Annotated in this window: 12 protein-coding genes; 4 read left to right on the top strand and 8 right to left on the bottom strand. The window is 56.3% G+C overall.

All coding sequences use genetic code 11. The features are described 5' to 3' along the window. The first annotated feature begins 23 nt into the window (after positions 1–23). On the top strand, positions 24–266 hold the full coding sequence (locus BUB55_RS06800; protein WP_073189375.1) for a hypothetical protein: 243 nt from the start codon (positions 24–26) through the stop codon (positions 264–266). On the opposite strand, the gene BUB55_RS06795 is transcribed toward BUB55_RS06800, so the two are convergent. Together BUB55_RS06795 and BUB55_RS06790 are read right to left on the bottom strand one after the other, a co-directional pair. Further along, positions 267–2,099, bottom strand: coding sequence for a penicillin-binding protein activator (locus BUB55_RS06795; RefSeq protein WP_073189417.1), 1,833 nt, complete (start codon positions 2,097–2,099; stop codon positions 267–269). Positions 2,100–2,105: 6 nt separating this feature from the next. Then, complete coding sequence (locus BUB55_RS06790; protein WP_073189415.1) at positions 2,106–2,420, bottom strand: DNA polymerase III subunit beta; 315 nt, start codon at positions 2,418–2,420, stop codon at positions 2,106–2,108. Between the two features lie 310 nt (positions 2,421–2,730). Between BUB55_RS06790 and BUB55_RS06785 the strand changes: the two genes are divergently transcribed. After that, positions 2,731–2,991: a hypothetical protein gene (locus tag BUB55_RS06785; RefSeq protein WP_073189373.1), complete on the top strand. Its 261-nt coding sequence runs from the start codon at positions 2,731–2,733 to the stop codon at positions 2,989–2,991. Positions 2,992–3,094: 103 nt separating this feature from the next. Here the strand turns inward: BUB55_RS06785 and BUB55_RS06780 are convergent, their stop codons facing one another. From BUB55_RS06780 to BUB55_RS06755, 6 genes are all read right to left on the bottom strand, one after another. Continuing rightward, positions 3,095–5,140, bottom strand: coding sequence for an FISUMP domain-containing protein (locus BUB55_RS06780; protein ID WP_073189371.1), 2,046 nt, complete (start codon positions 5,138–5,140; stop codon positions 3,095–3,097). Continuing rightward, a complete protein-coding gene (locus BUB55_RS06775; protein ID WP_073189369.1) occupies positions 5,130–5,957 on the bottom strand; it encodes a TIGR02147 family protein in 828 nt (275 codons plus the stop codon). The genes BUB55_RS06780 and BUB55_RS06775 overlap by 11 nt, the downstream gene beginning before the upstream one ends. A gap of 80 nt (positions 5,958–6,037) precedes the next feature. After that, positions 6,038–7,114 carry a metallophosphoesterase gene (locus BUB55_RS06770; RefSeq protein WP_073189367.1) on the bottom strand — a complete coding sequence of 359 codons (1,077 nt, stop codon included), beginning with the start codon at positions 7,112–7,114 and terminating at the stop codon, positions 6,038–6,040. Between the two features lie 27 nt (positions 7,115–7,141). Next, positions 7,142–7,768 (bottom strand): dTMP kinase, encoded by a 627-nt coding sequence (gene tmk / locus BUB55_RS06765; protein ID WP_073189365.1) that lies wholly within the window; start codon positions 7,766–7,768, stop codon positions 7,142–7,144. 56 nt (positions 7,769–7,824) lie between these two features. Then, positions 7,825–10,803, bottom strand: a complete 2,979-nt coding sequence (gene secA, locus BUB55_RS06760; protein ID WP_073189363.1) for a preprotein translocase subunit SecA — start codon at positions 10,801–10,803, stop codon at positions 7,825–7,827. Positions 10,804–10,869: 66 nt separating this feature from the next. Further along, a complete protein-coding gene (locus BUB55_RS06755; RefSeq protein ID WP_073189361.1) occupies positions 10,870–11,718 on the bottom strand; it encodes an alpha/beta hydrolase family protein in 849 nt (282 codons plus the stop codon). Positions 11,719–11,784: 66 nt separating this feature from the next. Here BUB55_RS06755 and BUB55_RS06750 point away from each other — a divergent pair, with 66 nt between their 5' ends. Together BUB55_RS06750 and BUB55_RS06745 are read left to right on the top strand one after the other, a co-directional pair. Beyond that, the gene (locus BUB55_RS06750; RefSeq protein ID WP_073189359.1) at positions 11,785–13,215 is read left to right on the top strand and encodes a histidine-type phosphatase; all 1,431 of its coding nucleotides are present in this window, start codon (positions 11,785–11,787) and stop codon (positions 13,213–13,215) included. 16 nt (positions 13,216–13,231) lie between these two features. After that, entirely contained in the window at positions 13,232–14,080 is an 849-nt protein-coding gene (locus tag BUB55_RS06745) for a lysophospholipid acyltransferase family protein (RefSeq protein ID WP_073189357.1), read from the top strand. The last annotated feature ends 6 nt before the right edge of the window (positions 14,081–14,086 follow it).

Genomic DNA, 14,086 nt, shown 5'->3' with positions numbered 1-14,086 from the left:
AGGATTCACCTTGGAGGTCAATTATGAAACTGCTCCATAAAACATCCACGCTTTCTTTTTACCTGATCCACACGGGGTTTCAGACTTTCAAGAGTCGCCTCCGTGAAATCCTCAATGCCACCAGCGGAGTGAACCTCGAAGACGTCCTCGACGACGACCGTTTGGGCGTTTATTACCGCAACGGGGACTCCCCCGAATTTGTGGCGGCGGCCATCATTGGCCCATGCGTTGACATGGACGACGAGGACTTCGCCGACGTCGGCTAGTTACTTTTTGGAGTCGCCTTCCTTAGACTTGGCTTCGACACTCGGGATTTTGCACCCGTCCATCGTCTCGAACTTGCCCTTTTGCACCGTCACAATCTTGGTGTTGACGTTGGCGCCGCGTTTGAACTTGATGTCGCCATAAACGCCCTTGAACTCATCGGCGTTGTTTAACGCGTTGGTCAGGCTCTCGGGCTTTTTGGCAAGCGTCGTGAACACGATGTTTGCGGCGTCATAGCTGAGGCCGCTTACTTTATCTTCACCCGGTTCGGCACCCCAGCGTTCCTGGAAGGCCTTGGAGAACTTGTCAAAGGCCTCGGCGTTGCCGTTCATGTCGAGGGCGGGCACGCTAAAGAACGAGCTGTCGACCAGGCGCTTACCGCGAATCAAAAGTTCGCGGCCGTACCAGCCGGAGGCACCGAGCATCACGCCCGAAATCTTGTTGAACGCCACCTGGCTCACCATGGCGCCGGCATCGCCCGGGTTCGTCGCCGGGATAAAGATGCCCGGGATGTTGAACGTGGAATCGCTCATGTAGAAACGGCGTTCCTTGGGGCTCACAGCATCGAGGTCGCTAGCGCCGCGGGCAATGTTCCTGCGGCGGTTTTCCTGCTTAAAGCGCACATCGCGCAGCAGGTCAAATTCGGTCTTGTAGTCGGGGCGGCCCTCTTCGTAGTTGCGGAACGCCACGATGTTGCCGCCGCGACGCTCCACGGCACGCGTAAAGCTCGTGGTCATCGAGGAGCCGTAATCGCCCAGCGGGCTCATGATGGCGAACTCGCGGATGTTCAAGCACTTGGTGGCAAAGTCGGCAATGCTCTGCGCCAGGTTGTCCATGGTGATGTTCACCTGGAAAATGTTCGGGCCCATCTTGGCGATGCCGTCGTCGGTGGCCGTCGGGGTGAGCATCGGGATGTTCTGGAAGTTGCTGCCGAGCCAAGCGGCCACGGTCGCCGCCGGGGCGCTCATGATGGGGCCAATCACTGCGATAATGCTGTCTTGGTTGATGGCCTGCTGCGTGCGCATCAGGGCCTGCGCTGCGTCGGCACGGGTATCGGCAATGCGCACGTTCACTTTTTTGGTGAGGCCCGCCTGTTCCTGCGCCAAGAGCACGCCCTGGATGGCGGCGGCGCCAAATTCGGCAAAGTCACCCGAGAGCGGCGCCAACACCAAAACCGTCGGCATGCCGGCGCCCTGGTCCTCGAGGGATTCCAGGCCCTTTTCGGCGGTCTTCGAGAGGTTCTCGGCAACGCCGCCCTTCAAAACCTTCTTGTACCAATAGCGGGCGGCCTTGTAGCGCCTTGCATTTTGGCTTTCGCGGCCCACCTGGAGCTGCATCCAACCCACAACGTCCTTGTCGACCGGGTACTTTTCGAGCAAGGCCTGCAACTGGTCGGCCGTCATGAGGCTCGCGGCCAGTGTTTGTACGGCCACTTCCTTGGTGCGGCTGCGTGCCGCCGGATTCTTGGTGTAGGCCAAAATGCGGAGCATCGCCTCGACGCCCTCATAAACGGAACCCTTCTCGACCAACAAAATGGCGTGCGCCAGTTCCATACGTTCACGGTATTCCGAAGAAACGTGATATTCCAGGAACTTAGACGAGAGCGAGAGGGCCTCGTCGCGCTTGTGTTCGCGCAGGTAGCATTCCGTGAGCATCACGGAGGCTTGGGCGCCCGCATGGGTCTTGAACTTCGCCTTGGAGAGCTTTTGCAGCGGGGCAATGGCGTCAGCGCACTTGCCGTCGCGGATTAAGGCTTTTGCCTGCGCCACTTCGTCCTGGGCAAAGAGCGGTGTAGAAAGGAGGGTTGCAACGAGAAGGGGTAAAAGACGTTTCATATTCAATTATTCTTCGGCAGCGGCCTGCACCACGTCGTGTTCTTTCTTGATTTGTTTTTGCATCGTTTCGGGGAGCTTGACCCAGTCCATCACATCGACACGGAATGGAAGCCCGCTCTCTACAAAAGCCTTCTCGACCGCAACCATGTCTTCAAAAGAGATGGGGCTTTGGGTGAGCACCACCAGTTCCAACTCGGTTTCGGGAGTCAGGTCCACGCCCGTCACGCGGGCGCCAAAGGCCCAAACTTCCAAGCCCTCGAAGTGAAGACTCAAAATACGCTGGACCGTTTCCAGTTGATCGTTTTCTATGCAAAGAGCCATAGCGCACCAAATATAGTTAATAAGAGGGGGCACCCTAACGACCCAGAGCCGTCATCGGCACCCTTTTTCACCGGTTTTTGGATGCATTTATTGAACCGTCCCAAAAAAGACCCCAAAATACCATATGAAACACATCGTTTCATATAGCTCGAAAAAACATGAATTTGTTCATATTTTCTGTTTAAAATAAGAAAATAGTCACTTCTTGCATCTACCCACTTAAAAAAAGAGAACTTAACTTTGAGTTATCAATCACAGACAAAGGAATACACCTCATGAAAAAACTCTCTCTCTTATCTCTATCATTGCCATGGCAGCCGCATTCACCGCTTGCAGCGACGACGAATCTTCGGGTGGCGACGCCTGCCTCTTCAAATACGAAGACGGTAGCCAGATGTGCATCGACGGCGATGCCTCTACGGTAGACCTTCTCTGCGGCGGCTCCAGCACAGGCGTTAAGACCGAATCCGTCTCCAGCTGCCCCTCTGGCGCTACCGCTACTTGCCCTGACGATGGCATGGGAATAACCAATTACTATTACGAAGAAGGCGCCACCTGCTCCCTCTTCTAATAATAAACGAGTTTAACAACTAACAACCCGTACACCCAACAAAGCCTCCGGACCCATATCCGGAGGCTTTTCGTTTGTAACCACTAAAAGCGGGCTCTAAAAATCAGTCCTTGAGGCAGCGGACCGGGGCGTACACTGTACGCACATCCTGTTCAAAGCATCCGCGAGCAGTTCGCCCCCATCCCCCAAAGGTATAGGCACTATAGGGTTCCACGCTCCCATATATAGAAGTTATCCATACAGCTCCAGTCAACGTCGTAAGCGAATCACTAAATACAATGCTATCGCCAGACACCTTGGCTCCACCCACTGCTTTTAGGTTAAAGCCGTACAAATCGAAGCCTTTGCAATAGTAATCATAATCTGTACTCATCAGGGCGTTGCACGTGGACCCTATTCTTGCATATAAGGAATCAGTCTCCTGCATAGAGGGAATGTGCCAACCCTCCGGGCATACGCCCTGGACCTTGGTCGTAAATTCACAAAGAGGCTTTTGCGCACACACGGCATCCGTAGAGCCCACCGCCGTGGCCCACTTGTATAGCCTGCCATATTGAGTGCAGTTTTCTTCGTCGTTATCGTAGCAAACGCTGTTTTCGCCGCCATTGTAATTCAGGTTCTCCGCCATCCAAACCTGGTCGCCGATCTGGACCGTTTTATACACATGCCCGTCACGGGCATCCACCAGGGAATCCAATGTCACTGTGGCGGGGTCCAACATGTCCATTGGCGAAGTCAGTTCGGTCGCCCCCTTAATGCAGCGCACCGAAAAGGCATAATTGCCAGGTCTAAATTGCCTCCTCCCTCCATTATCAAAATAATCCCAATATTTTGTCACCGACACAAGGTAAGGAAAACGCCCATCGTTCGAAGCGCTCCACAAGTATCCCTTAATATCCGTATCAAAGTATCTAACTGGAATTACAGAATCTACCCCATTGTTCACCGGGACTTCACCAGCCCCTGCAGAAAGGAGGGCGAAACCGTAAGTGTCGTCTCCCATGTGGTCTACCGACTTCAGGCGCTTGGCCTCCAGGCTGTCGTCGCCGGCATAGTGGAACAATATTTCGAAGTCGTCAAAGTTGGGAAGACGCCAGCCCTCGGGGCACACCCCCTGTACATTCATGATGTTATAATACACGATCCCTTCGCCATAGCCCTTGGTGACGTCACTAAAAAGGCCAGCACTGTCTATGGCCGCCGACCACATGTAAAGCCGCCCGAACTTTTCGCAGTTGGCAGGGTCGTTGTCATAGCAAAAACTGGACGAATCCGAATTTGTCGTCGGCACCGTGTAGGCGTAATTCAAGTTCTCGGCCATCCATTCCTGGTCGCCAATCTGGACTGTTTTGTACTCGTGGCCATCACGTGCGTCCGTAAAACTTGAAATGCGTTTTTGCGCAGTCGTTGCCGAGGTGTCGGCGGTATCGTTTACACTGGTGTCGGCAGTGTCAATGACGGGAACGTCGTGGCCCATGTCCTGCAAAATACCGAGACCCTGCTGTTGCAATGTCATGGCCACATCCTTCAGGTAAGTGGCGGCAGAATCCTTAGGCGTCACCGTCGTGACGCAGACCAAGTGCAGTTCGTCGCAAACATCCAGCCCAAACTGGTCCGTAAACGCACCTTCCTTTTCGGTGCAACTCGCCTCGAAGGCACTAAGGCCCGCGCGGCACGCCGACTCGGCCGAGTCGCCGCTGTAGAACACATCCAGACGCTCCTCGACAACAGCCTGCATGGCCTCACGCTTTAGCAAATACGTATAATAGCTATTGATGTCGGCAGACTGCACCGTCAATTGAACCGCGTTCTCCTTCTCGTACAGATTCACCACAAGGTTGGCAGAGTCGGCGGCGGTATCGCTATACGAATAGAACTCCTTGGCATCGGTATTGAACACCACCTCGTACCAGCTCGCCTCCACCGTCGTATCGGCGCCGCTGTAGTTGCGCTTGGCGGAGTCCACCGCAACGACGGGCTCCCAGGTTTGGAGGACCTTTTCGTAAGCGACGCTGTCGAGGGTAGCATTCTCGTCTTCGGTGTAGCCCGAGGCGACCTTCTTTTCGGAACTCTCGGAACACGCCGAAACGAACAGCAATGCGGTTATCCAAAAAAAGACGAATCCAAGCAAGAACGTTTTATTTTTCATTGAATATTTCTTTGGTTACAGGGAAAAAATGCAAGTTTAAACGGTAAATGCGATTGCCGTTCTCGGCGTTCGCCACAATGGAGGCAATCTTTTTGCGGCAGGTGGTAAGCTCCTCGACAACGCGTTCGTAGGTCTGCTTGTTCGCCGCCACCGTGAGGCCCGAAAAATTGCGTTCCGACTTGGGCAGCTCATCAATAATTCGCGCCCCCAGCAAAGCCATTTGCTTTTGCATCATGCGAATCGCCTTGGGAATCGCATCGGAGGAGCCCGCCACGGCCTTGTCGGTCTGCTCGTAAACGTTATGGCCCGTACGGGTCAAAAAACCGGCCTCCACCAAAAAGTCGAGCGACTGCTGCACATCAAAGCGCGTCACGCCGCCATAGAGCAAATTTGAAATCTGGGTCGGCGATGCCACCGCGAGCATCGGCGCCATCTCGCGCAATATCGGATTCCACCATGTGTCAAAATAGCGGTAGGCCGATTCGCCCACAATGCGGACCTTGTTCTCTTCGGCAATGGCCTGCATTTTCTCGAAAGCAGCCGCCCTCTTGTTGACATCGGGCTCATCGCTGAACGCCACCATGGCGCGGAAATATTCCGTCTGGATTTTGGCGAGTTTCATGGCCTTGGCCACCTTGGAGAGGCCGACTCGGCTAAGGCGCGTCTTACCGTCGCAAACCAGCTTCAAGTATCCCGATGAGGCAAATCCTGCGAGCTTTGCAAACGCCCGCCACGAAAATGCGGAACTAGCCTTGCGCTCCGCGTAAAAATCTCGCATGTAGAGACGATAGTCTTGGTAGTCTGTTATCGGCTTCATAACTCCTTGCCAGCCTCATGTTTCATCCCACCTCTACAAATATAAGTTTTTCAGGCAAAGTTGGTATTCAAAATTAAAGGCTAAAACCGGATGAGCCACATTTCGGTATCGCTGCCGACTCGCACAGGCGGGCCCCAGCAATCAATACCGCTGGAAACCAGCCACTTGACGCCATCGAGTTCACCCAGGCCGTAAACCAATCGCCAGACCCACTTGATAACGATGGTGCCCGGGAAAAACTGCCCATTGTGCGTGTGACCCGAGAGCGCAAAATCGGGGAGACGCCCCGTGTGCTCCTTCTCGATGCCCTTGGGCTGGTGGTCCAGAACAATCCAAGGCAAGGCATTTTCTTTGGGCGCCAGCATCTGTAGTGGCACGCGAGAAAGCTCCCGGATACGGGCTACCTGGAAATCGGTGCGCCCGGTAAAGCAAGCGTGCGGCATGCAGGCGGTGGAATCGTCCAGCACAATAAATCCGTTCTTGCGCAGCCACCCGTTCGGGTCGCTGCCACTCCACTCCATGTATGCCTCGTGATTCCCGTTAATGGCAATGGCCGCGACACCGGCCGTCTTTGCAAACTGCTGTATCAGCGAGTCGTACCCCTGTTCCGTGAGCACCGAGTCCATCACATCGGCAAAGTCGCCGCCAAACAGAATGTAATCCGGTTTTATGCGGGCGGCGTCGGCAGTCATCCGCTCAATTTTATGACGATCAAAGAGCGGGTCAATGTGCAGGTCGCTAAAAAAGAGGGCAGTGAAGTTTTCGCCGGGCAGGTCCACGCTCGCCTCGCGGATTTTGTAATCGGCATTGTGGGCGTAGCCTACAAAACACATCACCGCCGTCACCACGACGGAAACCGCAAGCAAAACACGCGCAGTCAAAATCGAGAAGCGCTGCTTAAGCGGCTTGCGCACAACCGCGCGGCGCACCCCGCGCGCCACCCACCACAGCATGTACAAAAGCAGCGCCTGGCATAGCCACACCGCCATGAACGCTTGGATGACGCTCGCCCACAAATGCCCGCGAAAAACAAAGCTCACCGGTAAAAGCACCACGGTGAGGCCCGCAATAATGCTCCCCTTGTTGCCCGGCGCAACTTGCCGCACATTCAAAAAGAGGAACAGCACCCCGAATACCAGAATAAAAAGGAAAATCATTTTTCTCCGGGTGCTTTTGAACGGATGTTAGAGTTTCGCCTTCACTAGGGCAAGCAATTCCTTGTGAATTTCTTCGGGGTCGCGGTCGGCGTCTATGGCGGCCACGCAGTCGTAGTCGCGGGCCGCGGCCAGGTAGCCCTGGCGCACCCTCTCGAAAAAGTCGGCCTTCTCCTGCTCCAAGCGGTCAGGCGCCTCGCCGCGTTTGCAGGTACGGGCACGGCCGCGCTCCACACTGATGTCGAGCACGACGGTGAGCTCAGGAAAACAGCCGCCACAAGTCATTTCGGTGAGTTTCAAAATCAGGTCGGTGTCGATGCCGCGGGCGTAACCCTGGTAGGCAAAAGTGCTCCAGGCAAAACGGTCGGCAATCACGATCTTGCCCGCGTCGAGCGCCGGCTGGATCACTTCCTTAATGACCTGGGCGCGGGCCGCGTTGTAAAGCAAGAGTTCCGCCTTGTCGCTCATGATGCCCTTGAAGGATGGGTCCAAAAGGAGCTCGCGAATGCGCTCCGAAATTTTGGCGCCACCTGGTTCACGGAACTTGACGACCTCGTAGCCGTCGCGGGCAAGCGCCGCGGCGAGCATGTCGAGCTGGGTCGTTTTACCCGAGCCGTCAATCCCTTCAAGGCAAAAGAAACGCTTAGCGGTTTTCATATGCAGAGGTCAAATACAAGATGTGAAGTGACAAATCTCTCATTCCACACTACACATTATTCCACGTCCTTCCCGTGGCACTTCTTGTACTTGAGGCCGGAGCCGCACCAGCAGGGGTCATTGCGCCCGAGCTTGGGGCCGGCGGCCTGCTGGGCACGCTGGCGTGCGGCGGCGACTGCCGGGTTCACGCGGCGGGCCGGACGGGTACCCGGCAGAGCCGACTGCGGCATGGGGCCGTTCGACTGTTGCTGCTGTTCAGGCGTAATGGCGTTGGTCTCCGAGGCGGCGGCCTGGCCAGCCAAACCGGCGGCCTTGGCACCCTCGGCGCTCATCTGCGGTTCAGACTCGGCAGCTTCGCCGTTGGCGGGCTTTTTCGCGTTGTTCTCTGCGGCACCATTCTGCTCGGCGGCCTTTTGGGCGGCAGCCTTTTCGGCCTCGACCTGTTCCGGGGTCTTAAGCTGCAACTGGTCCGGAGAGACAGTCACGCCGTTCGGGAGCGTAATGCGGATGTTCAAAATGCGGAGGGCCGTGAGGGTCGCGATCTTCTCGAGGCAACTCTCGAACATCTTGTAGCCTTCGTTCTTGTACACCATCAGCGGGTCCTTCTGGGCGTAGCCGTGGAAGCGGATGGCGTCCTTCAGCTGGTCCATGGCGTACAAGTGTTCCTTCCACACCTGGTCAATGGTCATCAAAAGGAAGCGGCGTTCAATGTTGCGGAAGTCAGCATCGGGGATAATCTTGGTGAGCTTCTCGTAGCGGGCCTTGCACATGCCAATCACTTCGTCCAGCACCTGCTCCGGAGTCTTTTGCATGGCCTGTTCGAGCGTCAGGTTGTATTCCATGCCCAAAGTACGCTGGATGTCGGTGTGCAAGCCTTCGAGGTTCCAATCCTCGGGGTAGCTCTTGGCAATAATGTAGTTGCTCACCTTGATGTCGCAGGCATCCTCGATGCGGTTCATGATTTCTTCGCGGATGTCCTCGCCGTTCAAAATGCGGCGGCGGAGACCATAAATCACCTTGCGCTGTTCGTTCATCACGTTATCGTAATCGAGCAAGTGCTTACGGATGTCAAAGCTCTGGCCCTCGACGCGGCGCTGGGCACCACGGATGGAGCGCGACACAATCGGGTGGGTAATCACTTCGTCTTCGCCCACGCCAAAACGGGTCATGAGGTTCTTGACGCTATCGCCACCAAAAATACGCATCAGGTTGTCGTCCAGGCTCAAAAAGTACTGGCTGGAACCCGGGTCGCCCTGACGGCCCGAACGACCACGTAACTGGTTGTCAATACGGCGGGACTCGTGGCGCTCGGTGCCGAGCACGTGGAGGCCGCCCAGTTCCGTAACTCCCGGTCCAAGGGCAATGTCGGTACCACGACCGGCCATGTTCGTCGCGATCGTCACGCGGTCCTTGTGACCGGCATACTGAATAATCTCGGCTTCGCGACCATGGTTCTTCGCGTTCAAAACATCGTGCGGGATGCCTTCCTTTTCGAGGAGGGCGTGCAGGTGTTCGGACTTTTCGATGGAGGCCGTACCCACGAGGAGCGGCTGGCCCTTGCTGTGGCGATCCTTGATCTCGGCGACAATCGCCTTCCACTTGGCGCCTTCGGACTTGTACACCATGTCTTGCAAATCTTTGCGGATGCACGGCTTGTTGGTCGGGATCACCCAAGTGTTCATGTTGTAAATCTTGATGAATTCCGTCGCCTCGGTCTCGGCAGTACCGGTCATACCCGAGAGCTTCTTGTACATGCGGAAGTAGTTCTGGAACGTGATGGTCGCGAGCGTCTGGTTCTCGCGGCGGATCTGCACCTTTTCTTTGGCCTCGATGGCCTGGTGCATGCCGTTACTGTAGCGGCGGCCTTCCATGAGGCGGCCCGTGTTCTCGTCGACGATGATAATTTCGCCGTCGCGAACAATGTAGTCGACATCCTTCTCGTAGAGGTACCAGGCGCGCAGGGCCTGATCAAAGAAGTGCACCCAGTCGGCGTGTTCGCCGTAGAGGTTCTGGATGCCCATCAGTTCCTGGATGTGGTTCACACCCTTCTCGGTGAGCTGGATGTTCTTGTCCTTCTCGTCGACGCCAAAGTCCCTGTTCTTCACCAGTTTTTGGGCAATTTCGTTCGCCTTGGCGTACTTGTCGGTGGCGTCCTCGGCAGGGCCGCTAATGATGAGCGGCGTACGGGCTTCGTCTATCAAGATGGAGTCCACTTCGTCCACAATGCAGAAGTTGAGTTCGCGCTGCACCAGCTGGTTGGGCTCCACAGCCATGTTGTCGCGCAGGTAGTCAAAGCCAAATTCGTTGTTGGTACCGTAGGTCACGTCGCTGTTGTAGCTAATGCGACGCTGCTCGGGGTTCAAGCCATTCACAATGAGACCCACCGTGAGGCCCAGGAACTTGTAAACCAGGCCCATCTGCTTGGCGTCACGGCCGGCAAGGTAGTCGTTCACGGTCACCACGTGCACGCCGTGACCGCTAAGGCCGTTCAAATACACCGGGAGGGCAGCGGCGAGGGTCTTACCTTCACCCGTAGCCATTTCGGCGATGGCACCTTCGTGAAGCACGAGGCCGCCAATCATCTGCACATCGAAGGGCATCATGCGGAAGGGCTTCACCGACTCGGGGTACAGCTCGCGGACCTTCGCGTAGACGGCGGCGGGCATGTAGACTTCCCATTCGTTTTTGCCGGCGTCGAGTTCCGCCTTGGCGGCATCGGTATATACCTGGAGCTCGGGGCCGAGCTTGCTAAAGTCAAAGTTGTTCTCGGGCTTGAAGATGTTGAAAATACCCAGACGGCGGTCGCACGCCTCCTGGCAAACGGCAAAGGCCTCGACCTTAATGTCTTCGAGCGTGGCGCCGTTCTTGAGCTTTTCGCGGAATTCCGCGCTCTTGGCGGCAAGGGCGGCATCGTCCAGGGCTTCCAAAGCCTTGCGGGCTTCGTGAATCTGGGCAATGACCGGGCGGAGTTTCTTCACCTTACGTTCGTGCGGTGTACCGAAAATCTTGTGGAGTACTGTATCTACAATGCTCATGGCTTTCCTTTTTTAATTTTTACGGGCTTTAATTTAGCAAATAAAGCCCACGCCAGTGGGCGCGGCTCACCGTAAAAACGACGAATTGCAGCAATCGCAAACGAATTCGGCAATTTCCCGAATGCAGCCGATGCGGCTCCCCAAAAGCCCGTGCTCCGCAGGGAACTCGCGCAAGCGATGGATTGCCGTGGTCTCGCCCGCCTTGAGCCTCCCCCACAGAGGGTCAATCATGACCCCCCTCTTTGTAATGGAGTCGCGGGTCCCCACGAGGAACAGCACATTCCTGTTTTTAATTTGTTCGTATGTCGTTGCAAACCGGAGGGCGTCCCTGTGGCTCGAGATATCTTCAAAAATAGCCTCCACGCCATCACTCCGCATAATTTTACCTTGGGTGAGCAGGTTTTTTAGCACCTCGGCTTGGCCACTGTCCAAATAGACAGTGGGGTCGAACGGCGTAATCATCACGATGCCCGCAAGCCACGGCAGGTTTTTGCCCGCGTGGAGCGCCGTGCAGCCGCCCATGCTGTGCCCCGCCAAGAACACCTTGGTCGGATCCACGTTATAGCGCCCGCAAAAGTCGGGAGTGCGCGCGTACTCAGCGAGGTTTTTCGCGTCTTCGATGCAGTTCGAGAGGAGGTACTTGCCCTCGCTGCCCCAGGCGCCGCGATGGTGCGGGACCATCACAACGCAACCTATGCGGCAAAGAGCGTGGGAAATGTCGTCGTTCCTTGCCGAACCCGGGAAGCCGTGGGACAAAATGACGCAGGGGCGCGGGTCCTTGAACTCGCTATCGGGCCACATGATTTCGCCGTAAATGTGGCTCCCGTCGCTGACAAAGTCCAGCGTATCGTAATCGGCGAGCGCCCCCAACGCGGGCACTTCCTTGTCTTCGAACAAATATTCCAACTTCAGCATGTTCCCTACTTTTTTGGCAAGAAATATAGATTTATTTCGCCCCATTTTTTTTATAGATTTCCCACCATGAAGCACATTGCCATTTCATCAGCTTTCGCGACCATCGCGGTCGCCACTTTTTGCGCCGCAGGGCTTGGCACCGCCCCCCTTGCCCAAACCAACGACAGCCTGATGCTAGCCCACCACGAATGGACCGCCAGTGGGTACAGCGTTTACCCGGAACCCGGGCGCAACGGGAGCAACACCAAGCTCACCAAGGCGCCTGCCGGCTACAAGCCTTTTTACATCAGCCACTACGCTCGCCACGGGAGCCGTTTCCACTACAGCGCCGACGATTACCACTACCTCTACAACACACTCGCCAAGGCCGACTCGGCGGGCAAATTGACGCCCCTCGGCAAGTCGGCGCTCGAACGCACGCGGTTCTTGAGCGAGCACGCGGCTCCGCGCACAGGCGACCTCACGCAGGTGGGCGTGGGGCAGCACCAAGGAATCGCCAAGCGCATGGCAAAGAACTTCCCCGAAGTGTTCCGCGGCAACAGTGGCAAAGGCAAAAGCGCGCCGCACGTGGACGCCTTCGCCAGCACCTCGGGGCGCTGCATCGTGAGCATGGCCGCGTTCGTCAGTGAACTGCGCGCCAATGTGCCGAATGTGGACGTACGCCTGGAATCGGGCAAGAGCCTAATGCAGGGAATCAACACATTCGACTTCAAGTACACCAAGGACTACGCCGAGACCGAAGCCTATCACAAGGAGAGCGACAAGCTGTGGAAAAACATCAGCTTTGCGCCGACCCTCGCCCGCATCTTTAGCGACAGCAACTACGTAAAAAAGAACGTGAACGCCTCGGATTTTTACAACAAACTGTACGAAATCCACGGCAGCATGCAGGGGATGGACGCGCAGTTCTTCGAGGGCACGCAACCATTCAATTTCAACGACCTTTTTACGCCCGCCGAGGAACTCGCCCGCTGGAAGGCGCAAAACGCCTGGTGGTACAGCGTGCTGGGTTCGTGCCCGCTCACCGGCGAACAGGGCGTCACCTACGGCAAATCCATTTTGACGAACATTTTGGACGAAGCCGACAAGGCCGTCACAGGCGCTTCGGGTACCGCAGTTTCGGGTACCGCCGCGAACACCCCTGTGGCGACGCTCCGCTTTGGGCACGACACCGGAATCCTCCCCCTCGCAGGCCTCATGCAGCTCCCCGTGGCAAACGCCCGCGTGACCGACCTCTCCAAGTTGCACGAGCAATGGACCGACTTTAAAATCATCCCGATGGCGGCGAACCTGCAAATTGTATTTTACAAGGCGGGCGCCGGCAAAAACGCAAAGCCCGTCCTGGTGAAAGTCCTCTACAACGAGGTGGAGCAGGAGCTCCCCGTACCCTGCGGGTACGCGCAAGCACAAGGCGCAGGCGCCAAGGCAAACTGCCCCGCCGCCCCCTATTACCGCTGGGACGACTTCAGCGCCTTCTACCGCAACATCGCCAAATAGTATCATTCATATACAAATGAGCGCTACTAAAAAAATTTTTGCAAAAACATTTGCCTGGGCGACCTGCAACCTGCTGCACACCCTCGGTTGGAAGCGCCGTACTGTACAAACTAACCTCCTGTATACAAACAACATAGCGCCATTGCAAAAGACCGCCCCCATTTACAAGGCTACCCTCAAGAACCTCACGCGCCACGTGGGGGAATTGCTCTTTTGCTTTGGTACGTACAAAAGATTGCCCAGCGATACAGCCGCCTACCCTTGCCAAGTTGACGGCTGGGACTTTAAATTCGCTCCCGGCGCCGCCGAAGTTTTGAACAAAATGCGCGAGGGCGGCATCTTTCTCACCGCGCACTACGGCAACTACGAGGCGATTGGCCCGTGGCTATGCCGCCTGGGAATCCCGCTCGTCGCAAGCTACGCCCCCATAAAGCCCCGCTGGCTCAACCGCATCCTCGAAAAACGCATTCGCGCCGTGGACGGACGAAACTATTCCATTGACGCCCAAACCCCGCGCGAGTTTTTGCGACTCATCGACGAGCACCAGCTTTTTTGCCTGATTGCCGACCAAGACAGCCGAATCCCGAGCGCCCTCGAGGGAGAATTCCTCGGGCAAAAAGTACACAACAACCCGGTACCCGATTTTTTGCTCAAGCACCGCCCGCAAACGCCCGTATTTATTTGCTGGCTCGACGACCAGGGCCCCGCGCGTGTACTGCACGCCCGGCAGGTCACACCGCAAGGCGGCAGCGCCCTCGGCATTTTCAACAACTGGCTCGAAGGGCAAATAAAAAAAAATCCAGCCCTTTGGTACGGCTGGACCCATCGTCGCTTTTACAGCGTCAATCCCGGTATTTACAAGTAACCGGCC

The organism is Fibrobacter sp. UWP2, assembly GCF_900141705.1.
GTDB lineage: Bacteria > Fibrobacterota > Fibrobacteria > Fibrobacterales > Fibrobacteraceae > Fibrobacter.
The sequence above is the reverse complement of the archived record's forward strand: the minus strand, read 5'-3'. Positions and strand labels throughout refer to the sequence as shown.

Excerpts from the sequence above, each read along its gene's own strand:
- BUB55_RS06800 (WP_073189375.1), top strand. The coding sequence starts at position 24 with ATGAAACTGCTCCATAAAACATCCACGCTTTCTTTTTACCTGATCCAC.
- BUB55_RS06795 (WP_073189417.1), bottom strand. The coding sequence starts at position 2,099 with ATGAAACGTCTTTTACCCCTTCTCGTTGCAACCCTCCTTTCTACACCG.
- BUB55_RS06790 (WP_073189415.1), bottom strand. The coding sequence starts at position 2,420 with ATGGCTCTTTGCATAGAAAACGATCAACTGGAAACGGTCCAGCGTATT.
- BUB55_RS06785 (WP_073189373.1), top strand. The coding sequence starts at position 2,731 with ATGGCAGCCGCATTCACCGCTTGCAGCGACGACGAATCTTCGGGTGGC.
- BUB55_RS06780 (WP_073189371.1), bottom strand. The coding sequence starts at position 5,140 with ATGAAAAATAAAACGTTCTTGCTTGGATTCGTCTTTTTTTGGATAACC.
- BUB55_RS06775 (WP_073189369.1), bottom strand. The coding sequence starts at position 5,957 with ATGAAGCCGATAACAGACTACCAAGACTATCGTCTCTACATGCGAGAT.
- BUB55_RS06770 (WP_073189367.1), bottom strand. The coding sequence starts at position 7,114 with ATGATTTTCCTTTTTATTCTGGTATTCGGGGTGCTGTTCCTCTTTTTG.
- tmk (WP_073189365.1), bottom strand. The coding sequence starts at position 7,768 with ATGAAAACCGCTAAGCGTTTCTTTTGCCTTGAAGGGATTGACGGCTCG.
- secA (WP_073189363.1), bottom strand. The coding sequence starts at position 10,803 with ATGAGCATTGTAGATACAGTACTCCACAAGATTTTCGGTACACCGCAC.
- BUB55_RS06755 (WP_073189361.1), bottom strand. The coding sequence starts at position 11,718 with ATGCTGAAGTTGGAATATTTGTTCGAAGACAAGGAAGTGCCCGCGTTG.
- BUB55_RS06750 (WP_073189359.1), top strand. The coding sequence starts at position 11,785 with ATGAAGCACATTGCCATTTCATCAGCTTTCGCGACCATCGCGGTCGCC.
- BUB55_RS06745 (WP_073189357.1), top strand. The coding sequence starts at position 13,232 with ATGAGCGCTACTAAAAAAATTTTTGCAAAAACATTTGCCTGGGCGACC.